Origin of the sequence: Flavobacterium sp. H4147 (assembly GCF_029360735.1) — a bacterium.
Taxonomy (GTDB): Bacteria; Bacteroidota; Bacteroidia; order Flavobacteriales; family Flavobacteriaceae; genus Flavobacterium; species Flavobacterium endoglycinae.
In genome coordinates, this window is the sequence record NZ_JARKNB010000001.1 from 967784 (window position 1) to 992788 (window position 25005).

General features: G+C 33.7%; 19 protein-coding genes. 7 read left to right on the forward strand and 12 right to left on the reverse strand.

Features of this window, described 5'->3' with window-relative positions; genetic code table 11:
* The first annotated feature begins 1 nt into the window (after position 1).
* Positions 2-2146 carry a glycoside hydrolase family 97 protein gene (locus P2W75_RS04275; RefSeq protein WP_276379906.1) on the forward strand — a complete coding sequence of 715 codons (2145 nt, stop codon included), beginning with the start codon at positions 2-4 and terminating at the stop codon, positions 2144-2146.
* Positions 2147-2407: 261 nt separating this feature from the next.
* Positions 2408-5518, forward strand: coding sequence for an Ig-like domain-containing protein (locus tag P2W75_RS04280; protein WP_276379042.1), 3111 nt, complete (start codon positions 2408-2410; stop codon positions 5516-5518).
* Positions 5519-5619: 101 nt separating this feature from the next.
* Here the strand turns inward: P2W75_RS04280 and P2W75_RS22580 are convergent, their stop codons facing one another.
* From P2W75_RS22580 to P2W75_RS04315, 8 genes are all read right to left on the reverse strand, one after another.
* Complete coding sequence (locus P2W75_RS22580) at positions 5620-5724, reverse strand: DUF5683 domain-containing protein (RefSeq protein ID WP_373921620.1); 105 nt, start codon at positions 5722-5724, stop codon at positions 5620-5622.
* Positions 5725-5741: 17 nt separating this feature from the next.
* The gene (locus P2W75_RS04285) at positions 5742-6206 is read right to left on the reverse strand and encodes a hypothetical protein (RefSeq protein ID WP_276379043.1); all 465 of its coding nucleotides are present in this window, start codon (positions 6204-6206) and stop codon (positions 5742-5744) included.
* A 45-nt stretch (positions 6207-6251) separates the two neighbouring features.
* Positions 6252-6611 carry a hypothetical protein gene (locus tag P2W75_RS04290; protein WP_207298273.1) on the reverse strand — a complete coding sequence of 120 codons (360 nt, stop codon included), beginning with the start codon at positions 6609-6611 and terminating at the stop codon, positions 6252-6254.
* A 265-nt stretch (positions 6612-6876) separates the two neighbouring features.
* Complete coding sequence (locus P2W75_RS04295) at positions 6877-7266, reverse strand: DUF2750 domain-containing protein (protein ID WP_276379044.1); 390 nt, start codon at positions 7264-7266, stop codon at positions 6877-6879.
* A gap of 285 nt (positions 7267-7551) precedes the next feature.
* Complete coding sequence (locus P2W75_RS04300; RefSeq protein ID WP_276379045.1) at positions 7552-8181, reverse strand: DUF4303 domain-containing protein; 630 nt, start codon at positions 8179-8181, stop codon at positions 7552-7554.
* A 217-nt stretch (positions 8182-8398) separates the two neighbouring features.
* A complete protein-coding gene (locus P2W75_RS04305; protein WP_207298275.1) occupies positions 8399-8878 on the reverse strand; it encodes a hypothetical protein in 480 nt (159 codons plus the stop codon).
* Between the two features lie 8 nt (positions 8879-8886).
* Positions 8887-12252: a transcription-repair coupling factor gene (gene mfd, locus P2W75_RS04310; protein WP_276379046.1), complete on the reverse strand. Its 3366-nt coding sequence runs from the start codon at positions 12250-12252 to the stop codon at positions 8887-8889.
* Positions 12245-12853 carry a hypothetical protein gene (locus P2W75_RS04315; protein WP_276379047.1) on the reverse strand — a complete coding sequence of 203 codons (609 nt, stop codon included), beginning with the start codon at positions 12851-12853 and terminating at the stop codon, positions 12245-12247. Before P2W75_RS04315 ends, mfd begins: the two co-directional genes overlap by 8 nt.
* A gap of 250 nt (positions 12854-13103) precedes the next feature.
* On the opposite strand from P2W75_RS04315, the gene P2W75_RS04320 reads away from it, so the two are divergent.
* Both P2W75_RS04320 and P2W75_RS04325 read left to right on the forward strand, forming a co-directional pair.
* Positions 13104-14042, forward strand: coding sequence for an L-threonine 3-dehydrogenase (locus P2W75_RS04320; RefSeq protein WP_276379048.1), 939 nt, complete (start codon positions 13104-13106; stop codon positions 14040-14042).
* A 176-nt stretch (positions 14043-14218) separates the two neighbouring features.
* The gene (locus P2W75_RS04325; protein ID WP_276379049.1) at positions 14219-15415 is read left to right on the forward strand and encodes a DUF418 domain-containing protein; all 1197 of its coding nucleotides are present in this window, start codon (positions 14219-14221) and stop codon (positions 15413-15415) included.
* An 81-nt stretch (positions 15416-15496) separates the two neighbouring features.
* On the opposite strand, the gene P2W75_RS04330 is transcribed toward P2W75_RS04325, so the two are convergent.
* The 3 genes from P2W75_RS04330 to P2W75_RS04340 all read right to left on the reverse strand — a co-directional run bounded on the left by P2W75_RS04330 (position 15497) and on the right by P2W75_RS04340 (position 19797).
* On the reverse strand, positions 15497-16015 hold the full coding sequence (locus P2W75_RS04330) for a hypothetical protein (protein WP_276379050.1): 519 nt from the start codon (positions 16013-16015) through the stop codon (positions 15497-15499).
* Between the two features lie 202 nt (positions 16016-16217).
* Entirely contained in the window at positions 16218-18098 is a 1881-nt protein-coding gene (locus P2W75_RS04335; RefSeq protein ID WP_276379051.1) for a M1 family metallopeptidase, read from the reverse strand.
* Between the two features lie 64 nt (positions 18099-18162).
* Positions 18163-19797 (reverse strand): S8 family peptidase, encoded by a 1635-nt coding sequence (locus P2W75_RS04340; RefSeq protein ID WP_276379052.1) that lies wholly within the window; start codon positions 19795-19797, stop codon positions 18163-18165.
* A 230-nt stretch (positions 19798-20027) separates the two neighbouring features.
* Between P2W75_RS04340 and P2W75_RS04345 the strand changes: the two genes are divergently transcribed.
* Positions 20028-21821 carry a T9SS type A sorting domain-containing protein gene (locus P2W75_RS04345; RefSeq protein ID WP_276379053.1) on the forward strand — a complete coding sequence of 598 codons (1794 nt, stop codon included), beginning with the start codon at positions 20028-20030 and terminating at the stop codon, positions 21819-21821.
* A gap of 75 nt (positions 21822-21896) precedes the next feature.
* Here P2W75_RS04345 and P2W75_RS04350 read toward each other — a convergent pair whose 3' ends face one another.
* Positions 21897-22754, reverse strand: a complete 858-nt coding sequence (locus P2W75_RS04350) for an MBL fold metallo-hydrolase (protein ID WP_276379054.1) — start codon at positions 22752-22754, stop codon at positions 21897-21899.
* A gap of 366 nt (positions 22755-23120) precedes the next feature.
* Here P2W75_RS04350 and P2W75_RS04355 point away from each other — a divergent pair, with 366 nt between their 5' ends.
* Together P2W75_RS04355 and sufB are read left to right on the forward strand one after the other, a co-directional pair.
* On the forward strand, positions 23121-23450 hold the full coding sequence (locus P2W75_RS04355; RefSeq protein WP_012023267.1) for an iron-sulfur cluster assembly accessory protein: 330 nt from the start codon (positions 23121-23123) through the stop codon (positions 23448-23450).
* A 92-nt stretch (positions 23451-23542) separates the two neighbouring features.
* Positions 23543-24991: a Fe-S cluster assembly protein SufB gene (gene sufB / locus P2W75_RS04360; RefSeq protein ID WP_207298284.1), complete on the forward strand. Its 1449-nt coding sequence runs from the start codon at positions 23543-23545 to the stop codon at positions 24989-24991.
* Positions 24992-25005 lie beyond the last annotated feature (14 nt).

The window sequence follows — 25005 nt, forward strand, 5'->3', positions numbered from 1 at the left end:
AATGCGTTTGAGCAAAAAAACAGCGCTTTTATTTTTTATCCTTGCCACATTCTGGCTTCAGGCACAAGAAATAACTTCGCCAGACAAAAACCTTTCCTTAAAATTTGAATTAAAAGAAGGCGGCATTCCGTCTTACCAATTATCATACAAACAGAAACCTGTTATTAAACCCAGTTCATTAGGTTTAGAACTGCAAAACAGGGCTTCGTTTATGGATGGTTTTGCCATTACCAACACCGCTCAATCTACTTTTGATGAAAATTGGAATCCAGTTTTAGGAGAAGAAAAAACCATTCGCAATCATTACAACGAATTGGTTGTCACCTTAGCTCAGGCAAAAAATAACAATAGATTTATCCGTATTCGTTTTCGCTTATTCAACGACGGATTGGGATTTAGATATGAATTTCCAAAACAGAATGATCTGAATTATTTTGTAATTAAAGAAGAGCGCACCGAATTTCAATTGGCAGGAAATCATAAAATTTTCTGGATTCCTGGAGATTACGATACCAACGAATATGCTTATACGACTTCGAAGATTTCAGAAATTCCGTCTTTGATGAAAAAAGCAACCATTGAAATTAATGCACAGCAGCCCATCAAAGAACTTTCTGTACAAACGCCATCTATGATGAAATCTGATGATGGATTATATATCAACATTCACGAAGCAGGATTAATCAATTATCCGGCAATGTATCTTGAAGTTGATGCTAAAACCAACAAAATGACCAGTCATTTGGCACCAGATGTTCTTGGAGCAAAAGGATATATGCAGACTGATGCCCAAACACCTTGGAGAACCATTGTGGTAAGCGATAAAGCAACCGATATTTTAGCTTCAAAATTGATTTTAAATCTTAACGAACCAACGAGTTATAAAGATGTTTCATGGATTAAACCTGTGAAATACATCGGAATTTGGTGGGAATATTTTGTTGCCGGAAGAAGTACTTGGGCTTTTGGAAAAGAAAACAACGTAAAAATGACGGATGATTTCACCAAACTGACTCCAAACGGAAAACACGGAGCTACAACAGAACGTGCAAAAGAATACATTGATTTTGCTTCTAAAAATGGTTTCGATGCAATCCTTATAGAAGGTTGGAATATTGGCTGGGAAGACTGGATTGGCAACTGGAAAGAAGACGTTTTTGATTTCGTAACCGCATATCCAGATTTTGATGTAAAAGCAGTTCATACTTATGCTGCTTCTAAAGGTGTAAAAATTATCATGCACCACGAAACTTCTGGATCAGCTACCAATTACGAACGTCGTTTGGATCGTGCTTTTCAATTTATGAATGATAATGGTTATGATGCTGTAAAAACAGGTTACGTAGGACAGATTATCCCTCGCGGCGAACATCACGATGGACAATGGATGGTAAACCATTACATTAACGTTGCCAAACGTGCTGCCGATTATAAAATTATGATCAACAGCCACGAAGCCGTTCGACCAACAGGATTAAACAGAACTTTTCCAAACTGGATTGCTCAGGAATCAGCGCGCGGTACTGAGTTCGAATCTATGGGAGGTTTAGCTCCAGATCACACTACAATTTTACCTTTTACCCGTTTAATGGGAGGTCCAATGGATTATACGCCTGGAATTTTCCAGACTGATCTTTCGTATTACGGAACAGGAAGTTCACAACGAGTAAATACGACTTTAGTAAAACAATTGGCTTATTATGTAACCATGTACAGCCCGCTGCAAATGGCTGCTGACATTCCAGGAAACTATGAGCGTTTTCCAGATGCATTTCAGTTTATTAAAGATGTGGCTGTAGATTGGGATAACAGTTATATTCTAGAAGCAGAACCTGGAGATTATATTACAATTGCACGTAAAGCAAAAGGCAAAAACGAATGGTTTATTGGCGGAATTACAGATGAAAATGCAAGAACAGCAAACCTTTCATTTGATTATTTACCTGCAGGAAAAAATTTCGTCGCCACTATTTATGCCGATGCTAAAGAGGCAAATTGGAATCAGAATCCGCAGAAATATACTGTTACTAAAGTGATCGTAAACTCAAAAAGCAAATTGAAGCAGTATTTAGCTCCCGGCGGAGGTGTTGCCATCAGCATCAAAGAAGGAACTGCTTCTGATTTAAAAGGATTGAAAAAATTATAGATTACTAAGTTTTTTCCGCCACGACCCGAGCGATAGCGAATAGGCGAAGCAATTCACGAATTCCGCGAATTAAGAACACAGATAAAATTTGTACTAATTCGTGAATTCGTGGCGGAAAAACTATGCTCATTTAAGAGCAAAAAATTAAAAACTTACTATTGAAAACTATTAACCACAAAATGTTTGTCGAATTTAAAAACCAATACGAGTGAGAATGAATTTTAGTTAAAAAATGCCGACAAGCATGCAAAAACTACTATTATGAAAATCAACATTACCACGAGATTATTTCATATTACGAAAACACTATTTTGTTTTCTGTTATTATTAGCAAGTTCTGTTTATGCACAAGATCCTGCTCAATACGGAACGCCATTCGCAGGAGTACCGGATACGAGAGATATCAACATGTATCAAGTGCATATTCGTCCGTTTAGTGCCAACGGAAATTTAGCCGGAGTAACTGCCCGATTAGACAATATAAAAGCACTCGGCACCAATGTTATTTATTTAATGCCGATTTTCCCCCACGGAACCGATTCCCGAAGTTCGGCTTCGCCCTATTGTATCAAAGATTTCAAAGCTGTCGGTTCTGAATATGGTTCTTTAGCTGATTTAAGAACTTTGGTTGACGGCGCTCACAGTCGTGGAATGGCAGTTATTTTAGATATTGCCATCAACGGAACTTCTTGGGATCATGGCTGGACCGTTTCTCATCCTGAATATTACAAACGAACCGGCACAACTATTCAGCAATTAGGAAATTTTGGAGATATTGCAGCTCTTGATCTTAACAATTCAGCTACACGAGCAGCTATAAAAGATGCCATGCGTTACTGGATTTTCGCGGCCAATATTGATGGTTACCGATGTGATTATGCCAATAATCCTCCTTTAGATTTTTGGTCAGAAGTAAATTCAAATCTTCGAAGCATAACGTCTCACAACTTATTAATGTTAGCCGAAGGTGACAGACAAGAAAACTTTCAGGTTGGTTTTGACATGAATTACGGCGACAGATGGTTTCATAGCGGTTTGTACGATATTGCGAATGGAGGACCCGTTTCGCAAAGACTTCAAGACCAGACTACGTATGAATATGCTAAAGCAACCGGAAATCAGCAGATCGTTAGATATACGGGTAATCATGACACCTACACCAATGATGATGGCGTAAGAAGGCCATTCGTTGCATTTAAAAACCATAATGGAATTGTAGCTAACTTTTTGGTTTCGGCTTACATGAGAGGAGTTCCTTTCCTAATGAGCGGACAAGAAATTGACTACGAACCCAAAACCGACTGGCCTTGGCAGAACTTCAAATTCAATTGGTCGCAAAACCCAACTGCTGCTGCCGATTTTGCTAAAATTCTAAATTTTAGAACTGCAAGCGCCGCAATTCGTCGTGGAGATTTAACTACTTATGCAAACGACGATATCAGCATTTTCACCAAAACATTAGGTTCAGAAAAAGTAATCGTAATGTCGAATTTAAGAAATGCTTCAAAATCATACGTTATTCCAGCGGCTCTAGCAGGAACATATGTTAATCCGTACAATAATAATGCTTCGGTAACTTTAACAGCAGGTTCTACACGTAATTTTGCGGCTTTCGAATATTTGGTTTTAACTAATACGAATGCTCCGGTTGTGGCGGTTACAGGCGTTTCAGTTAGTCCAACAACCGCAACCGTTGGTTTAGGAACAACGCAGCAATTAAATGCGACAATTGCTCCTGCAAATGCAACGAATCAAAACGTAACTTGGTCATCAAGTAATACTTCAGTAGCCACTGTAAATAATTCGGGATTAGTTACAGCTATTTCTGCAGGAACTGCAACTATAACCGTTACTACTGCTGATGGGAATAAAACAGCATCTTCTGCCATAACAGTGGCTGCAATCCCAGTTTCATCTGTAGCAGTTTCTCCAACTTCAGCTAGTTTGTATGCCGGAAATACGCAGCAACTTACAGCAACGATTTCACCAGCAAATGCAACTAATAAAAATGTTATCTGGTCATCTAGCAATACTTCGGTGGCAACAGTAAACAGCTCTGGTTTCGTAACAGCGGTTTCGGCAGGAACAGCAACGATTACAGCTACAACGCAGGACGGAAATAAAACTTCTTCGGCAACAATTACAGTAAATCCAAATACGAATTTCACGGTTTATTTTTACAAACCATCAAATTGGGGAACTGGAATCAAAATTTATTATTGGAGCGCTTTACCATCAGGAGTTTTAGCTGATGCATCTTGGCCAGGTGTAAACATGACCAACGCAGGAAACGGCTGGTACAGCTATACGTTTACAAATGTAACCTCAACGAATTTAATCTTTAACGACGGAACCAATCAAACTGCCGATTTAAGCCGAAACAAAACCGGCTGGTACATGAACAACGTTTGGTACGATTCAAACCCGGGGACTGGTGTTGCGGTTACAAGTGTGAGTTTAAGTCCAACCACGGCATCGTTAAACGTTGGCGGAACACAGCAGCTTACTCCAACAGTTCTTCCTTCAAATGCAACAAATAAATCAGTAACCTATAGTTCAAACAACACATCTGTTGCAACTGTAAATACTTCTGGTTTAATTACCGCTGTTGCGAATGGAACGGCGACCATCACAGTAACAACTGTTGACGGAAGCAAAACAAGTACCTGTACGGTTACCGTTAGTACAGCTCCATCTGGAGGTTCTTATTACACTATCAAAAACAGATGGACGGGTGCTTATTTATCTGATGCAGGAACAAATACTGGTTATGGAACAACAGTTTCTGGTAACAATTACAAATGGCAGAAAATTGCAATTGATGCTACTTATTTCGTACTGAAAAATGTAGCAACAGGCGAATTAATGAACATCGAAGGACAAACTGGAAGTGCTCAATGTAATATTACTGATACTACGTTCTGGAGTGCCCAGTGGTCAAGCGATTACATAGACGGAACTTGGACTCGTTTAAGAAACAGATGGCAGACCGGAAATATTATTCATATCGAAAATCAAACAGGTTCTGCTCAATACGGAAATTCACAAGATGGCTGGTACAGCGCACAATGGCAATTAGAACCCACAACCGTTGGAACATCAAAATCAGCATTGAATATTGGAGAAGCTTTCACTGAACCCGTAATTGGTATTTATCCAAATCCTGCAACAAATAATGAATTTCATATTTTGATGCCTGAATTAACAAATGGAAATGCTGAAATTTCAGTTACAGATATGAATGGAAGAACGGTTTTAACTGAAAGACTTTCTTCATCAGGACAAATTAACCACCATTTATCTTCAGGAATTTATATTGTAAATATTGTTTCTAAAGATTTTAACGTAACTAAAAAATTGATCGTTAAATAAGTCAATTTAATGTAAAATAGAAAAGCGCATGAAATTCATGCGCTTTTTTTATTTAGAAGCTTTATTTATCAATTTAAATAGAATAATTCGTGAATTCGTGGCTATCTTTTTCTTAAAAAATAATAATTCATAATAAAACCAATTGATCCATAAATCAAAGGAAGTTTCCAATATTTTTTATTGTATATCTGCTCTAAACCAAGCAAAGCAATACATACAAATCTTACTTTGACGAATTAATATCATTATAAATAACTGTTATCTCTTTAGCATATTTTTTAGCATATGGAATACGAAGAGCTCGAACATAATTTTCAATTTCTTTTGGATTTTCTTTTAATATCCAATATTCTGCTAAGTAAATGATAAGAAAGTTTTTGTAAAATGGTAGGTTTACAATTTCATCATTTTCTTCTTCAGGTTCATATCCTTCTGGATATTCTTGTTCAATATCATCAGAGTATTTTTTGAGTTTTATTTCTACATAAGCCGATATTGAATCTGTATGTAATTCTATTAGAGACTTTAAATCATCTACTGTAACATTTGCCAAATTCAATTCTTTTATTGAGAAACCCCAAACAACATCAGGAATATTATCATCGATTTCAATATTAATTCTTAATTTAACATTCTCTAATAATACATCATAAGTTGTTGAGTTTACAAAATCTACTAAAGTTTTCATAACATACTAATTTTATTACTAGATAATCTCTTTAAAAATCCCATTTTAATTCTCCTTAAAAGCATCATATTCGAGGTAATAATTTATTGCGAGTATTAGTTCATTCAGAGTAACATTTAAATTTTTATTTTTTGCATACTTTATAATATCATCAAATGTTTGCGATTCAATCCAAATCTCCAGACCTTCGTTTTCAAATTCTTTCGGAATAGAGTCGCCTGCTTCATTTTCGACATAAAGACCTTCTTCCTCCAAATCCCAAATATATTCTTCCTCGATATAAAAGAAACGAGTTCCTTCAGGATTGTTTAACCATTCTTTTGGATTAATATATAGCCATTCATTACGTTTATTACTTTCAACATCGTTGACAAGAGACTGGAGATTATTAAATACTTTTGGCATTTTTACTTATTTTTAAATTAATGATAACCTACATCTAGAGATCTATGTCAATTGAGTAAGTTCTTTCTAAGCTTTTTTCATTTTTCTAATCAAAAAAATTTTCAATCACATCTGCAATATCTTCTTTATAAAAACCTAGCTTCATCAGATATTCAACAAACAATAAAAAAGTTTCAATATTTTTTGTCTGAACATTCCCAATTAAAATCTGTAAAGCGAGTTCTATATCATTAATCAAACTATAATTTTAAACTTCTTTAATTATTTAATATTTACTGCATTCGTATTCTAAATCTCTTAAAAAATCTTTTGCTTTCACGACCGGTGTATCTTCGCGTTCTGGAATATCGAAAACTCCAACACCAATATTATCATCATCTAAATCAGGAAGCAGATCATCCATTAAGTTATCTAGAAATATTTCTTTTGGCACACAATCTTTATTTGTTTGTTTAATATAATGTTCTACAAAATCTTTTGCAGGCCAAATTGGAAAAACCATATTTCCCTTACTGTCTTCAAACATTATCCATCCGTCATTATAAAGTCCCCACGCTTCTTCCCAATCTACTATTTTCTTAATCGAAAATTCGTATCTACTTCTTCCGTCTGTTTCAAGCAAATGTTTAATTTGTTGTTCGTTTAATTCAAGCATGTTAATCTTTCTTTTAAAAATGCAAACGTACATTTCTTAAAGAACAAAAACTTTCCCAAAAAAGCTTTAAAACAATAAGTTAAGACAATATTCAATAAAAAAAGGCTTTTAGTTTAAAACCAAAAGCCTTTACTATATCTTATATTAAAAAACTATTCTTCAAACAATTCCATCAACTCCAACGCACGTTTTATAGACTTTACATTTTCAAAAGTCAATAATAAACGTAATCCGTTTACGGTTTGTTTTTCTTTCAATTATAGGCTTCGCTAATTATAAACTCATTTATTGAAGTTTTTGAAGAAAGGTCTCATAAGCCAATTTATCGTTCAATTTTTCTGCTGAAAACTTTTCAATTTTTTCTGCTCGATCATCGTCTGACATACTCACAAAAAAGAACATTTCATCATTCTTCCAAAAGCCTTCGTCAATAATTTCTTTTAAAGAAAAAGTTATTTCTTCTATTATTTTTTCCTCCATTTCAAATTCGGAGTAATTGTATCTTAACTTTTCTACACTAGCTGATAGATATTGACTTACACTTGAAATTTCTGAATTTTTCAAATCATTGTCACCATTACGCCATTCGTCTGGTATCCATTGTAAAGAATTTAAGTTTTTCACACTATCTCCAAAAAATTCATTTAACTCTTCCTTACTCAAATATTCTGAAAATTTTACATTTATACGTTCTCTTTCTCCTTCTAATCCTTTCTTTTTTTTATCTAAGTACTCAATTGTATTAAGTGCTAAAAATAATGAGGTGAAATCACTATCAAGCACTAGAGCAACCGAACAAGGTTGCTCAGATTTAATCTTCTTTTTCAATCTGTTATAATCGTTTTTGATTGCTTCAATTAATTTTGATCGAAAATTTTTTCCAAATTCTGCCAAACTAAAACTATTATCTTTCATATTGCTTTTTGTTATATCCTGCAAATTTATTTATAGCATCAAAACAAATTTGTACACAAAAGTTTTTAAAGCAATATCTTAAGACATTTTTTAAAACAAAAAAGACCTTTAGTTTAAAACCAAAAGCCTTACTTATACTAATCTATATTTTTATTCAAAAGAAAACTTTATGTTTACATGATTTTTCTTAAATAAAAGGTAAATAAAATTTAATTTTTTATTTTTTCAATTCCGGATAAATATCATCTTGAGTATTCAAAATCAAATCTGGACCAAATGATTTTAGCATATAATCATTTCCAATTTTTTTATAATAAAATCGTGCAGATTTCGCTTTCTCAAAATCGAATTTATTACTGAAAAATTCATCATCCCGAAAGAATTTATTTTGAGATTTCAATTGTGCTAAACTATCGGGATATCGATCATTTTTACTTTTGTAAAACTCCAAATCTTTTACAACTTCATTCAATTGATGATTTGTGAATTGAATTAAATGTTCTTTATGAAAATCACTAGTTAAATAAAAATACCAAAACAGAGGAGTGAAAAGTATTCCTGCCAATCCTATCATTTTCATTTTTTTATCTTTTCTAACAAAGCCTTGAACAATCAGAATTGCTCCAGAAATTAATCCGAAATTTGGAATCAATCCCACAAAACCAAATTTATAAAGGCTTTTTGAAGCTATTTTCATTTCTTTTTTTATTCCTCAAACAACTCCATCAACTCTAGCGCACGTTTTATCGACTTCACATTTTCAAAAGTCAATAACAAACGTAATCCGTTTACAGTTTGTTTTTCTTTCATTTTGCACAGTGTACTATGTTTTTGAACGAAGTTTAAAACATTTCTGAATTTCACCGATTGGTAATAATCTGATTGCTGATCGGATACGAAATAACCAATCATTTTGCCTTGTTTCAAGACTAATTTCTCGATTCCTACTCTTGTTGCAATCCATTTAATTCTGATGCTGTTTAATAAGGCAACAGCAGGTTTTGGCAATGGTCCGAAACGGTCAATTAGTTTTTTCTCGAATTCCTGTAAACCAGCTTCGTCTTTTATCGCGCCTAATTCGTTGTATAAAACCAGACGTTCTGAAACGTTATTGATATATTCATCTGGGAATAGTAACTCGAAATCGGCATCGATTTGAATGTCTTTCACATATTCTTTTGTGTCGATGTCATTTTCTTCAGGATACAAATCTTTGAATTCGTTTTCCTTCAATTCTTCAATCGCTTCGTTCATGATTTTTTGGTACGTATCAAAACCAATTTCATTGATGAAACCGCTTTGTTCACCGCCTAATAAATCTCCTGCTCCACGAATTTCCAAATCTTTCATCGCAATATTGAAACCGCTTCCCAATTCACTGAATTGTTCCAACGCCTGAATACGTTTTCTGGCATCTTCAGTCATTGATGAATATGGCGGACAAATGAAATAACAGAATGCTTTTTTATTGCTTCGCCCAACACGGCCGCGCATTTGATGCAAATCGGATAATCCGAAATTATTGGCGTTATTGATGAAAATCGTGTTGGCATTCGGAACGTCTAATCCGCTTTCGATAATTGTGGTGGCAACCAAAACATCAAAATCTCCGTTCATAAAACCTAACATCAATTCTTCCAATTTGGCACCGTCCATTTGCCCGTGGCCAATTCCGACTCTTGCATTTGGAACCAAACGCTGAATCATTCCTGCCACTTCTTTTATATTTTCAATTCGGTTATTGATAAAGAAAACCTGTCCGTTTCGTTGAATTTCATAAGAAATCGCATCACGGATAATTTCTTCATTAAAAGTAACCACATTTGTTTCAATCGGATAACGATTTGGCGGAGGCGTTGTAATTACCGATAAATCTCGTGCTGCCATTAATGAAAACTGCAACGTTCTTGGAATTGGCGTTGCTGTCAATGTCAACGTATCGACATTTGCAGCAATCGTTTTTAATTTATCTTTTACATTTACTCCAAACTTCTGTTCCTCATCGACAATCAATAAACCAAGGTCTTTAAAAACCACATTTTTATTGACCAATTGGTGTGTTCCAATAACGATATCAAGTTTTCCTTCGGCTAAATCTTTTAATGTTTGTGTTTTTTGTTTCGCAGTCCTAAATCGGTTTAAGTAACCAATTGAAACTGGCATATCTTTTAAACGTTCCGAAAAAGTTCTATAATGCTGATAAGCCAAAATGGTTGTCGGAACCAAAACCGCAACTTGTTTGCTGTTGTCAACCGCTTTAAAAGCAGCACGAATGGCAACTTCCGTTTTACCAAAACCAACATCACCACAAACCAAACGATCCATTGGACGATCGCTTTCCATATCGGCTTTTACTTCTGCCGTCGATTTCATTTGGTCTGGCGTATCTTCGTAAATAAACGAACTTTCCAATTCGTTTTGAAGATAACTGTCTGGCGCAAACTGAAATCCTTTTTCTAAACGACGTTTCGCGTACAGCTGAATCAAGTTGAATGCAATATGTTTTACGCGTGCTTTGGTTTTCTGTTTTAAAACCTTCCAAGCGTTCGAACCCAATTTATAGATTTTCGGAGGCGTTCCATCTTTTCCGTTGTATTTCGAGATTTTATGAAGCGAGTGAATGCTAACGTACACAATATCATTATCGGCATACACCAATTTTATAGCTTCTTGCGTTTTGCCTTCCACCTGAATTTTCTGTAAGCCGCCAAACTTCCCGATTCCATGATCGATATGCGTTACATAATCGCCTACAGAAAGTGCCGTTAATTCTTTTAAAGTGATATTCTGTTTTTTAGAATAGCCGTTTTTGATGTTGAATTTATGATAACGCTCAAAAATCTGATGATCGGTATAAGCCGTTATTTGATTTTCTTCATCAATAAAACCTTGGTATAAAGGCAGTACAATAGTATGATATTGCTTTCTGATGTTTTCTGAATTGGCTTCGTCTAAGCTTTCAAAAATATCATGAAAACGTTTTGCCTGCGTATCATTCGAACAAAACAGATAATTTACATATCCGTTAAAATGATTATCGCTTAAATTATTCAGCAATAAATCAAATTGTTTGTTGAAAGATGGCTGCGGCTGAATATGAAATTCGAATTTTTTAGTGGTTTTATAAACGGGTCTTGAAGCCAATTCTACAACTGAAAAATCCAAAGATCTTTTTATAAATGACGCCTGATTTAAGAATAATTGTTCTGGCGTGGCGTGTTTTATTTCTTTCGAAAGTTTCTCAAAAGCTTCTTCTGCTCTTGCGAATTGTTTGTCCAACTGACTAAAAAGTCCTTCAGTATTTTGGATGAAAAGAACTGTTTTTTCGGCAATATAATCTAAGAAACTCTCACGGTTTTCCTGAAAAAGTTTGTTCTCCACATTCGGGATAATCGTGATTTTTTTATGGGTTTCTACAGACAATTGTGTTTCAACATCAAAAGTTCTAATGCTGTCTACTTCATTTCCGAAAAATTCAATTCGGTAAGGATGATCGTTTGAAAAAGAGAATACATCGACAATACCTCCACGAACCGAAAATTCTCCGGGTTCTGTGATGAAATCTACTCTTTTGAATTCGTATTCAAATAAAACTTCGTTGATAAAATCGATCGAAATTTTATCGTTCAGCGCGACTTTTAAAGTATTTTTATCCAGTTCTCTCCTTGTAACTACTTTTTCAAAAAGTGCTTCTGGATACGTAACAATTACGGCTGGTTTTTTTCTAGAATTAATTCTATTTAGAACCTCGGCACGAAGCAGAACATTCGCATTATCGGTTTCATCAATTTGATACGGACGGCGAAATGAAGCGGGATAAAACAATACATCCTGCTCGCCAATCATCTGCTCCAAATCGTTTAAATAATAAGCGGCTTCTTCTTTATTGTCTAAAACAATCAGAAAAGGCAGTTCGGTTTTTCTGAAAACGGAACGGATAATAAATGAAACTGCAGATCCTAACAATCCGCTGATGTTCATTTTTACCTGGTTTCCTTCCAGTAAACCTGTGGCAATCTGCTGTGCTTTTGGCAGATTATCGTATGTTGTATATAAGGCGTTTTTACTCAACTCTTGGCAGGTTTGGCTCTTTTAGCGGTTCTGTATTTTGAATGGCGCGTGTTGTATCTAACATTTTAAGGAAATCTTCTTCTCCTTGTTCTTTTGGAATTTTGGCTTTTTCGACAATCTTATCCATTTGTCTTTCCAGCGAAACCAGTTCTTTGTTGATTTCTCCAATCAAAAAAGCGACTTTATCATCTGGAATTTGATTTAAATGAATAAACAAATCCATCATTTTGATTTTAGTAATCAAAATAGAAATTCGGCTTTTTATTTGCGGCTGATTGAACTGCGACGGAATATTATTGTTTAAAGCCACTGCTTTTTTGGCAATTGCCGATGATTTTTTCTGAAAAGCTCCAATTGTTTTTCTCGGCTTGTCTCCTATTTCTTTTAGAAAATCACGCCATTCTGTCCATGTTACTGCATTTTTTTCAGAAACTTCATTTATGGGTTCATCAATAAAAATCCATGCTTTATTAATGTTGCTAAATATCTTTTCTTTCTTTTTGGCTTCTTTAGCATTTTCAGCCAGACGTCTTTCATTCTCATTTTGACAAGATTGAAGTCCAAAAACCAAAAGAAGAAACAGGATTATTCTATATTTCATTTTCTTAAAATGTTAGGGCGCAAAGTTACGAAGTAAATTTACAATTACGAATTCTGTTTTTTGCTGCAAATAAGCTAAAATATGTTCTTTTTTAGCCACAGATTTTTGATAGTTTAAAAGTATAAATCACAAATTAGCTTCACGAAAAACCCAAAAAAGAAAGTTCATTGTTAGTAATCTCATAATTTAATGTTAGAAAAAACGTTGATAATTGCGAAAACGTTATATTTGCAACACTAAATCGAAACAAATGAACCCAAAAATATTAATCATTGGTGCCTGCGGCCAGATTGGAACTGAGCTGACCCAAAAACTGCGCAAAATATACGGAACCGAAAATGTAATCGCTTCTGACATTCGAAAATTAAATACAGATGTTGTGAATTCGGGTCCTTTTGAAGTCATCAATGCTTTGGATTTTAACCAAATTGAGCATCTTGTTGAAGTACATAAAATTACCGATGTGTATTTAATGGCGGCACTTTTGTCTGCAACTGCCGAAAAGAATCCTGCTTTTGCTTGGGATTTAAATATGAATTCGCTTTTTCATGTTTTGAATTTAGCTAAAGCAAAAAAAATACAGAAGATTTTCTGGCCGTCAAGTATTGCCGTTTTTGGACCTACTACTCCAAAAGAAAACACGCCGCAATATACCATTATGGAACCTTCAACAGTTTACGGAATCAGTAAACAAGCAGGTGAAAGATGGTGCGAATACTATCATAATATTTATGGTGTTGATGTACGAAGCATTCGTTATCCGGGTTTAATCAGCTGGTCGACTCCTCCAGGCGGTGGAACTACAGATTACGCCGTCGATATTTTTTACAAGGCTATTGCCGATAAAAAATACGAGTGTTTCTTATCATCAGAAACAAAAATGCCAATGATGTACATGGATGATGCAATTGATGCAACAATCAGTATCATGCAGGCTCCAGCTGAACAAATTAAAATTCATTCATCGTATAATTTGGCCGCAATGAGTTTTACACCAACAGAAATTGCTGCCGAAATTAAAAAACATATTCCGGATTTTGAAATTACTTATAATCCAGATTTCCGTCAGAAAATTGCGGACAGCTGGCCAGCAAGTATCGACGACAGTTCTGCCAGAGAAGACTGGAACTGGAATCATAAATTTGATTTGGAATCTATGACAAAGGATATGCTGGAACATTTAGCATAATCTAAAATGAAAAAATTTAAGGCGTGTTATTAAAAATAACACGCTTTTTTTTGTGAATTTTATTTTTTATAAGAAAAAACTTTGATTATATAATTTATTTACTTTTGGTTGCGTTTAGAAACATTAGGTTTATTCCAAAAATCATCAATCAAATCACAACGAAAACATTTAATCAAATGACAAATTCTTATCATCCTGTCGAACAAAGCAAACGGACTGCAATTGTTGACATACTTCGAGGCTGGGCCATATTAGGCGTAGCAATTGGCAATTATATTGATTTCCTATACATTGGTGCAGAAAAAGAAATTAAACACGGTACTTTTTCTGAAATACTTCAATACGTGAATCGCTATTTATTTGCAGCGAAATCTTGGACATTACTAACCCTTTTATTTGGCTATGGATTTGCTATTTTAATTAACAACGTAGCTTCTAAAGGAAAAAATCCCGTGACTTTTTTTGCTTGGCGAATGATTTTACTATTTATTTTAGCTTTTATTAATTCGGCTTTTTGGCTTGGCGATATTTTAAAAGATTATGCCTTTTTGGGACTCGTATTACTGCTTTTTTACAAGTGTTCTGCCAAAATCTTAGCGATCATTTCTACAGTTATTATACTTACAATTCCTTTTTTAATGGCTTATGTAAATGGTATCAAGATTGAACATCCAGCGATTGCTACCAATCCAGAGTATTTAAAACTATATCATTCTGGAAACTGGATTGAGTTTTTTAGATTTAATTTACTTGCTTCATTTTACGAACAAATTATTGTTCCAGGCTATGCTTTTACTGCCCACTATGTTATGTTAGGCTGTATGCTTTTTGGTCTTTTACTTCAAAAAATAAGCTTTTTCGATCGTTTAAAAGAATTGAAAAAATTATTAAAATATGTCTGTGGAATTAGTTTTATTTTGGCAGTTATTATAGGAATCGTATTTAATATTGCTATCATCTACAAAGCTCCTTTTCTAAAAATTTTCCATCCGCTTTATTGGTTGGTTTTAAGTACGATGGTTTTTATAGCAACTGGAATTTGCCTTTTGTACATTAATGGAAAATTGAAAACAGTTTTCAGCTATTTTAATGCAGGCGGAAAAATGACGCTGACTAATTATATGTGCCAAAATATATTGGCAGGTATTCTTTTCTCAGGAATTGGACTCGGAATTGCAGATTCAATGCCATATTGGTTTTACTTTATATTGGCCGTTTTTATTTTTATTATTCAATTATTTATTAGCAAATGGTGGCTTTCAAAATACAATTACGGTCCAATTGAATGGTTGTGGAGATCTGCAAGTTATAGAGAATGGGTGCCTTTTAAAAAAACAAAGCCAGAGGTTTCTGCAGATATAAAAATGGTATAAAATTTAACTTTGGAATATAAACTTGAAAATAAAAGTCCCAATTAGAATTCTAATAGGGACTTTTTTATATCTGTTTGAAAACTATAAAATCTGTTCTAGATATTCATTAAACTTCGAATCGTTTATATGATCAATCATTATTTGACAAAATTCTTCAAAGTCATTTGCCAAAACATTCACTTCTTCATATTCAGGTTCGAATCCAAAAACAATTTTTCCTTTTTCATTTCCTTTTGTGACAATAGAGATATGCGAATATCCAGTTTTAACAGACATTGAAAAGCAAAAATGACTTTCCCAGAATTGAATAATTGGTTCTTTACTTTTCTCATCTATTGAAGCCTCAAGACTTTGCTTTTCAAATTCATTCCAAGCAAATGAATCTTCTTCATTTTTCTCAAGTAAATCCTGATTCGTAACAAACCAAGCTGTTGCATCTGAATTTTCGAGAATATTTACGGAACTCATAAGCTCTTTAAGCTCATAAGGAACATTTGATATTCTATTTCTTATCTCTTCAGATAATAAATCAACAGAAATTTCATTATTGTTTATTTCTAATTCCCAACCTGATTCTTTCAAAAAGTTTGCTACTTTCATTATTTGTTAATTTGATTGAAGATAATCTCTATCTATATTTTTTGTCTTTAATAATTTTTTCAAAATATTAAAATGATAACAAATGTAGAGAGCAGCTTTGTTTTATTAATCCTTTAAAAAACATCTTTACAACAGAATAAGGCTAAAATAAAAAATCCAAAGTCATTAACTGACTTTGGATTTTTTATTAAAGTTTAATATTTTACTTCACTTCAAAAACATTATTGGTTTGTTTTACGTCAGCCATTAATCCGCTTGGATCGATAGTGATTTTTTTGATTGACGTTTTGTTTTTATCAATTGTAAAACTATAGTTTTGTTGTGCCCAAGCCCAGTCTTCCAAAACAGTTCTTTTTTCGTTTGGATTTGGATTTGGTTTAATGAAATTCATCATTCTTAACGGAATATAGAATGTTTCAGAAGTCCCGTCAGTGTAATCCACTTTTAAATCTATAGGCATTGGCATTCTTCCTATTCTTTCTAAACTTACAGTTGTTTTTCCTGCATTATCTACCACATCTTTAATTCCGTAATCGATTGTGTTGGTTGTTTGTGCCCAATCTGTTAAATACCAATCTAACTCAGCTCCAGAAACTCTTTCCGCTGATCTTTTGATATCATTTGGAGTTGGATGTTTGAATTTAAAGTCATTGAAATATCTTTTTAAAGTCGCATCTACATTTTCTTTCCCGATTACATATTCTAATTGAGAAAGGAAAATACTTCCTTTAATATAAGATGAAATACTATACGGACGGTTTTCATCATAACGATCTCCGTGAGTAGTCTGCGGTTGTTCTTTACCAGAATTTACTAAACTGTAATACGCTTTATAATTCCCGACAAAAGGATTTACTTCTTTTTTATCTCCTTTTAACTCATTCAAAGCACTGTCTTCAATGTAGGTTGTAAAACCTTCGTCCATCCAAGGGTGTTTCGATTCGTTTGAAGCCAAAATATGCTGAAACCAAGAATGTCCTAATTCGTGCGTAGCGGTTCCAAGAATTCCTTCAAGAGTTCCGTTTCCTAACATTAAAGTACACATTGCATACTCCATTCCACCGTCTCCACCTTGAATAAATGAATATTGTTTGTACGGATAAGCTCCTACTCTGTGGTTGTAATAATCCATTACTTTTACCATTAACGGTTCTAACTGTTTCCAGTTTTCTGTCGTTTTTGGATTGTTTTTGTAGAAGAAATGCAAATCAACATCGTTTGGTCCTTTTACAATATCATGCGTGTATTCTTTATCAGCAGCCCATGTAAAATCGTGAACATTTGGCGCAATAAAATGCCATGTAAGTGTTTTTGTTTTTTTAGGATATGTTACCGTTACACCAGCATCTTCATAACCATGTCCGATAGAATTTTTGTCTTGCAAATATCCAGAACCTCCAATTGTATAATCCTTATCAATTGTAATTTTCACATCAAAATTACCCCAAACACCGTGAAATTCTCTGGCAATGTAAGGATCTGCGTGCCATCCTTCGAAATCAAATTCGGCTAATTTTGGATACCATTGCGACATGGAAAGTTCTACTCCTTCAGAATTGTTTCTTCCTGAACGACGAACTTGAACCGAAACCTGTCCGTCAAAATCTAAAGTAAAAGTTGTTTTAGAATTTGGCAGAATTGGTTTTGCCAGAGTAACTTCTAAAATAGTTCCCGAAACTCTAGTTTGAGCTGCAGCACCATCTTGTTTGAAGTTTGTGATTTTTAAAAAACCAATTTCGTTAGGTTTTAAAGTTTCAATGCGGCTTTGTTTTACTTCTTTTCCATCAGCTGTTTTTACTTTATTGACCATTCTTCCGTCTGGATCTTTAATAAAGTGAAGACGTGCATCCATTTCGCTTCCCGGCTGAAAAGCGTTTGGATATAAATGATAGAATACTTTTTTTAGAGTATCAGGAGAATTATTGGTATAAACCAATTCTTGTTTTCCTTTGTACTGATAGTTTTTTACATCCATCGAAACCTCCATTTTATAGTCAGCGTGCTGCTGCCAATATGAGGCGCTTTGTGCAAAAGCCGAGTTAAAGCCTAAGCTTAGGAAAGAAAGTAAAATAATTTTTCGCATGTTTATATGTAATAGAAAATGGAAGAGCGCGAACTCTTCCATTGGATTAATAGTGTTTTAATCTTTATTTTTTAGACATTTTTTCTGCCATTAATAAAGCATTATAAGCGTTTACCATTTTTGCTGTTTTTGATGATTCAGCAGAAGAAACAGCAACTGGTTTTTCTTGTGGATTTGGATTTTCACCTAACACAACCATTGAAGGAAGTGCTACTCCAGAGTCCATTAAAATCTTTTTAACCTGAGCTGCTTTTAATTTTGGATAGTAAGAACGAATTAAAACTGCTACTCCAGCTGCATTTGGAGATGCCATTGAAGTTCCTTGTAAATATTTGTATTTATTATTTGGAACTGTTGCATAAATTTCTTCTCCTGGAGCAAAAACGTCTACATTGATTTTCCCGAAGTTAGAGAATCCTGCCACTACATTTTCTCCGTATTCTTTATTAATGGCTCCAATTGTAATTACGTTATCTGCAAATTCTTTTACGTTGTCTTCAGAATCATTTGGGTAATTGATGTTTTTCGTTTCATCAATATTGTAACCATCATTTCCAGCAGCGTGAACAATTAATACGTCTTTTTTAGCAGCATATTTAATAGCATCGTAAACCCATTGTTTGTGTGGAGAAAAACTTTTTCCAAAACTTCCATTGATTACTTTTGCTCCATTATCTACTGCATAACGAATAGCAAGAGCAATATCTTTATCATATTCGTCTCCATCTGGAACGGCTCTTACGGTTAAAATTTCAACATTTTCAGCTACTCCATCTCCGCCTAAATTATTGCCGCGAATTTGAGCGATGATTCCAGCAACGTGTGTACCGTGAAGCGCTTCTTCTTTATCTGGACCAAAAACAATATTATTACCGTAATGATTGTTTTTAATATCTTCCGGATTATCGCCTACCACTTTTCTTCCGTCGTATTCTTTATTTAAATTGTAGTTTAACTGATCGTAAACATATTTTCTATATTCTTCAAATTCAGCTTCAGGATCAAAAGTTGGTCCTGTATTCGTTAAAATTTGAGTCATTATTTTTTTGCTGTTTACAACATTTTCGTCTGTTGAAGTAATAGAATTTAAATCCTCAAGAGTATATTTCTCTTTATTTAAAGCTGTTTTTACAGTTTTATGTGCATTCAATAAAAAGTCAACTCTTTCTTTACCTTGTAAAGCTTCTTCATACTTTGCAGTATATTGTGCCAGAGCTTCTTTGTATTCTGCAGAACCGTCATCAGCTTTTTTAACGATACGGGTCATTTCAAGATTTTCATGAACAGCATCTCCAAGGAAATTCCATCCGTGAACATCATCAATAAATCCATTTTTATCATCGTCAATTCCGTTTCCAGGAATTTCTTTAGGATTCGTCCAGATTTTTCCTTTTAAGTCTTCATGCTCGATATCGACACCAGAATCTACAATTCCTACGATAACTTTCTGACTTTTTTTGCCTTGTAGTAATTCAGCGTAAGCCCTATCAACACTCATTCCCGGAATCGAATCTTTTATTAAATCCAGATGACTCCATCTTTTCAATTCATTTTCGCTAAGAGGAGCTTTTTTTACAACTGCCGCCGGCGCTGTAATTAACTCTTTAGAAGTTGAAACCTGCGCCTGTACTGTAGCGCTGCATCCTGCTAAAACAAGCAATGCAAAAGCAGATAATTTAAGAGGTTTTATATGACTCATGTACTTATAATATAATTGTAAAGTTAAAAGATGGGTCTAAATTATACTTTTTTGTTACAAAAAACTAACTCTTAACACTGTGTTATGAAATTTGAATGATTTTTTAATTGAGTTAGAGCTTTTTAATGTATAAATCAGATATCATTAGAACCTTATAATTTTATTTTAACAAGTATTATCTCTAAAAATGCACGAATTTTTGTATTATTGTACCGTCGAAACATGAATTTATGAATACAAAACTATCTTTATTGCTATTTTTAGCACATTTTTCTTTTTATGCACAAACCAATTTAATTCCTAATGGAGGATTTGAAAACTGGACAAATAGCACAAAACCAACAAACTGGACTGTTGAAAATGATGTTAAACAAAATAAATCGATCTATTTTAGAGGATTTAATAGCGTACAACTATCTACTTTTTCTACTTCTTTGCCAAAAATAACCTGTCAAGTCCCAATGAAAGCCGGTATAACATATACAATTAAGTTTAAGTATAAATTTACAAGTTCCAGTTTTGAAAGTTCTCGATTTCCGAGAATTTCATTAAAAATCACTAATGATGAAAATGCAAATGAATATTTTAATAGTAAGGAAATAGAAGATACTGAATGGAGAACATTTGAAGGCTCCTTTACAGCAGACCAAAATATATCATACAATTTTAGCATATCCATATCCGGTTATCAAAACTATGAATTTATCGCTGCCATAGACGAAGTAATGTTATATGTTCAAGGAACAGAAGAATATACACATATACCAGATCGTTATTTTGAATTGAGATTAAGAGATCGTGGCGTCGATGTAGGTGATATAGACGGACTAGTATTAACTTATTGGATAAACACACTAACTTCTTTGAATTTAGAACCTGACTTATCTTTATATATTACAGACTTGACAGGAATTCAAGATTTCAAAGAATTAGTTTCTCTTGATTGCTCACGTAATAAATTAACCACCTTAGATTTATCTAAAAACACTGCTTTAAGTAAGCTTAATTGTAGTTATAACAATTTAACTACTCTTGATTTATCGGCACAAACAAAAATAACTTCTCTAGAATGTAATGCTAATAAAATAACTAGTCTTGATCTTTCAAAACAAACTGGCTTAAATTACATTTCTTGTTTCGGCAATGCATTAACGTATTTAAATATAAAAAATGGCAATAATACCGCTATTTACTGGAATGGTACTGATAATGGAGGTTTTACATCAAATCCAAATTTATCTTGCATTATAGTAGATGATCCTGTATACTGGAATAAAAACTGGATGAAGAAAAAAAACGGCAGTGCCATTTATTCATCAACATGTGACGGAAGATATACCGATATTCCTGATGTAAATTTTGAGAAAAAATTAATTGCTCTTAATATAGATGCAGGGCAGCCCGATGGAAAAGTGCTTACATCAAGTATTTCCGCAATAACCACATTAGATGTCTCTGCCAGCTCAATTGCAAACTTAAAAGGAATTGAAGATTTTATCAGCCTAACTAATTTAAATTGTTCTCAAAATCAATTAGTAAATTTAGATTTTTCTAAACATCCCCTATTAACAGCTTTAAATTGTGAATCAAATAACCTTTATAACCTGAATCTTAAAAACGGTAAAAACACGCTTCTCGTTTATAATCGAATATCATTTAAAAGCAATCCAAATTTAAAATGTATTCAAGTAGATGATGAAAATTATTCAAATGCAAATTGGATACAAAGAAAAGATTCTTTAACAAACTATTCATCAACCTGTACTTTTTTAGGAACGGATGATTCTACTTTCAATCAAGCTGTAATGCATCCAAACCCAACAAAAGGCGAATTATACATTGAAAATATAAGTCTGGAAAAAGCCAACGTTTACAATGTTTTAGGGCAACTTGTAAAATCATTCATCTTAGACTCTTCCAATACTGACAATACAATCAATTTATCAGGATTACCAAAAGGAGTTTATTATGTATACTTAATCAATCAAGATAGTGCTTCAGCTAAAAAAGTACTAGTTGAATAATTCCCTATAAAGAAACAAAAAAATCCCGTTTTCATAAAGTTGACAACGGGACTTTTTTTATTTTAAATGCTGTCGTTACAAAATATCTTCACAGGTTAAAACCTCTTTTAATCGAACTCCTTTTTCAGTTTGCTCAACTGTTATAATTTGATTGTGGGCATCATGTTCTAGAAACAAATAATAATTTTGATTGGCAGCTGAGTTTAAAAATTTTGCTTTTTCATCTAAAGATAAAAGAGGTCTTGTGTCGTAACCCATAATATAAGGAAGCGGAATATGTCCAGCTGTGGCCAATAAATCAGCACAGAAAACTATTGTTTTATCATTGTATTTAATATGTGGAATCATTTGTTTTTCGGTATGACCATCTGCGTAAAAAATATCAAAACCTAATTCTTTTGAAAAACCAAAATCGGAATTGGGTCTTTCGATAAAATTCAATTGTCCGCTTTCCTGCATTGGCAGAAGATTTTCGGATAAAAAGGACGCTTTCTCTCTTGGATTTGGCTGAGTTGCCCATTGCCAATGATTTTCATTTGTCCAAAACTTTGCATTTTTAAATGCTGGTTCATAGCCTGTTTTATCTGCATTCCATTGTATACTTCCGCCACAGTGATCAAAATGAAGATGTGTCATAAAAACATCTGTAATATCATCTCGGTGAAAACCATATTTTGCCAGCGATTTATCTATAGAATGCGATCCCCAAAGCGAGTAATATCCAAAAAACTTTTCAGATTGTTTGTTTCCCATTCCGGTATCAATTAAAATCAATCGGTTGCCATCTTCAATAAGCAGGCATCGAGCTGCTATATCAATTAAGTTATTTGCATCGGCTGGATTGGTTTTATTCCAAATAGTTTTAGGAACAACACCAAACATTGCACCACCGTCTAATTTAAAATTTCCAGATTCTATAGGGTAAAGTTTCATGAGCTTAAATTTCTATTATGAATAACAAATCTAGGAAATCCAATTTCCTTTTACTACAATTTCTATTTAAAACTAAAACTTTAACCTATCCTAAAGTACTAAATGAAGTGCAAATTGGTCTCTTTTTGAAGCAGATTTCATCCTTCAAATAACTAAGATTTGAAACGATTTTAGCCTTAAAATAACTTCTATCTATTTTAACATTTGTTATAATAATGTGAACCGTTATGGAAAAAGGTTTTTAAGTCGTATCTTTGCGGACAATTTCATTTGAACATTGAAGTTGGCATCTAATTTTTTTGTAATAATTTGATTATTATTTAGATGCATAGTAAAATGATCTTTTAAAAACAAATACCATAAACAATGATAAAGGTTTCTGATACAGCCAAAAAGAAAATCATCGATTTGATGACTGATGATGGTTTTGACGCCGCAAGCGACTACGTAAGAGTAGGAGTTAAAAGCGGTGGATGCTCTGGTTTGTCTTATGATTTAAAGTTTGACAAAACCAAAGGAGAAGATGATAAAATATTCGTAGATAACGATATACAGATTGCAGTTGAAAAAAAATCATTTCTGTATTTAGCCGGAACAATTTTAGAATTTTCGGGCGGATTAAACGGAAAAGGATTTGTATTCAATAATCCAAACGCCAGCAGAACTTGCGGATGCGGAGAATCATTTTCGCTATAAACAATTAAATAATTGCAAAATTTAAAGATGTAAAGATTTCAGAAGTGGTTTATTTAAATCCTTCAATTTTTAAATCTTTCAATAAAAAACCAATGAGCAAATACACCGAAGACGATTTAAAAATCGAACTGGAAACTAAAGAATATGAGTACGGATTTTATACCAATATAGAATCTGAAACTTTCCCTATTGGCTTAAACGAAGAGATTGTAAGAGCTATTTCGCTTAAAAAAGAAGAACCTGAATGGATGACCGAATGGCGTATCGAGGCTTTCCGTGCTTGGAAAGAAATGATCGAACCAGAATGGGCAAACGTAAGTTATGAAAAACCAGACTTTCAGGCTATTTCCTATTATTCAGCTCCAAAAACGGTAGATCCTAATAAAACTTTGGATGATGTAGATCCAGAATTATTAGAGATGTACAAAAAGTTAGGAATCTCTGTAGATGAACAGAAAAAAATGAACAATATCGCTATGGATATTGTTGTCGATTCTGTTTCTGTTGCTACAACTTTCAAGAAAACTTTGGCAGAAAAAGGAATTATTTTCTGTCCGATTTCTGAAGCCATTAAAGAACATCCAGAATTAGTAAAAAAATATTTAGGTACAGTTGTTCCTCAAAAAGATAACTTCTACGCGGCGCTAAACTCAGCTGTTTTCTCTGACGGAAGTTTCTGTTATATCCCAAAAGGCGTTAAATGTCCGATGGAACTTTCAACGTATTTCCGAATCAATCAAGCAGGAACTGGACAATTTGAAAGAACTCTAGTTATTGCTGACGAAGGAAGTTACGTTTCTTACCTTGAAGGATGTACTGCACCAAGCCGTGATGAAAATCAATTGCACGCTGCTGTGGTTGAATTAATCGCTTTGGATGATGCTGAGATTAAATATTCAACAGTTCAAAACTGGTTTCCTGGAAATAAAGAAGGAAAAGGCGGAGTTTACAACTTCGTAACTAAAAGAGGTTTATGCGAAACAAACGCTAAGATTTCTTGGACACAAGTTGAAACAGGTTCTGCTGTAACTTGGAAATATCCTTCTTGCGTACTTAAAGGAGATAATTCAGTAGGAGAATTTTATTCTATTGCTGTTACAAATAATTTCCAACAAGCAGATACTGGAACAAAAATGATCCATTTAGGTAAAAACACTAAATCGACTATTATTTCTAAAGGTATTTCGGCTGGAAAATCACAAAATAGCTACCGTGGTTTAGTGCAAATCTCGCCAAGAGCAGAAAATGCAAGAAACTTTTCTCAATGTGACTCTTTATTAATGGGTAACAATTGCGGTGCGCATACTTTCCCTTATATTGAAAGTAAAAATCCATCAGCAAAAATCGAGCACGAAGCAACTACAAGTAAAATTGGAGAAGATCAGGTTTTCTACTGCAACCAAAGAGGTATTCCGACTGAAAAAGCGATTGCTTTAATTGTAAACGGTTTCAGTAAAGATGTATTGAACAAACTTCCAATGGAATTTGCGGTTGAAGCTCAAAAATTATTAGAGATTTCTTTAGAAGGTTCTGTAGGATAAAATTTGTTTCAAGT

Coding starts and splice junctions, on each gene's coding strand:
- P2W75_RS04290 (WP_207298273.1), bottom strand. CDS start 6,611: ATGCCAAAAGTATTTAATAATCTCCAGTCTCTTGTCAACGATGTTGAA.
- P2W75_RS04320 (WP_276379048.1), top strand. CDS start 13,104: ATGAACCCAAAAATATTAATCATTGGTGCCTGCGGCCAGATTGGAACT.
- P2W75_RS04330 (WP_276379050.1), bottom strand. CDS start 16,015: ATGAAAGTAGCAAACTTTTTGAAAGAATCAGGTTGGGAATTAGAAATA.
- P2W75_RS04315 (WP_276379047.1), bottom strand. CDS start 12,853: ATGAAATATAGAATAATCCTGTTTCTTCTTTTGGTTTTTGGACTTCAA.
- P2W75_RS04300 (WP_276379045.1), bottom strand. CDS start 8,181: ATGAAAGATAATAGTTTTAGTTTGGCAGAATTTGGAAAAAATTTTCGA.
- sufB (WP_207298284.1), top strand. CDS start 23,543: ATGAGCAAATACACCGAAGACGATTTAAAAATCGAACTGGAAACTAAA.
- P2W75_RS04350 (WP_276379054.1), bottom strand. CDS start 22,754: ATGAAACTTTACCCTATAGAATCTGGAAATTTTAAATTAGACGGTGGT.
- P2W75_RS04325 (WP_276379049.1), top strand. CDS start 14,219: ATGACAAATTCTTATCATCCTGTCGAACAAAGCAAACGGACTGCAATT.
- P2W75_RS04355 (WP_012023267.1), top strand. CDS start 23,121: ATGATAAAGGTTTCTGATACAGCCAAAAAGAAAATCATCGATTTGATG.
- P2W75_RS04335 (WP_276379051.1), bottom strand. CDS start 18,098: ATGCGAAAAATTATTTTACTTTCTTTCCTAAGCTTAGGCTTTAACTCG.
- P2W75_RS04280 (WP_276379042.1), top strand. CDS start 2,408: ATGAAAATCAACATTACCACGAGATTATTTCATATTACGAAAACACTA.
- P2W75_RS04295 (WP_276379044.1), bottom strand. CDS start 7,266: ATGCTTGAATTAAACGAACAACAAATTAAACATTTGCTTGAAACAGAC.
- P2W75_RS04285 (WP_276379043.1), bottom strand. CDS start 6,206: ATGAAAACTTTAGTAGATTTTGTAAACTCAACAACTTATGATGTATTA.
- P2W75_RS04340 (WP_276379052.1), bottom strand. CDS start 19,797: ATGAGTCATATAAAACCTCTTAAATTATCTGCTTTTGCATTGCTTGTT.
- P2W75_RS04275 (WP_276379906.1), top strand. CDS start 2: ATGCGTTTGAGCAAAAAAACAGCGCTTTTATTTTTTATCCTTGCCACA.
- P2W75_RS04305 (WP_207298275.1), bottom strand. CDS start 8,878: ATGAAAATAGCTTCAAAAAGCCTTTATAAATTTGGTTTTGTGGGATTG.
- P2W75_RS04345 (WP_276379053.1), top strand. CDS start 20,028: ATGAATACAAAACTATCTTTATTGCTATTTTTAGCACATTTTTCTTTT.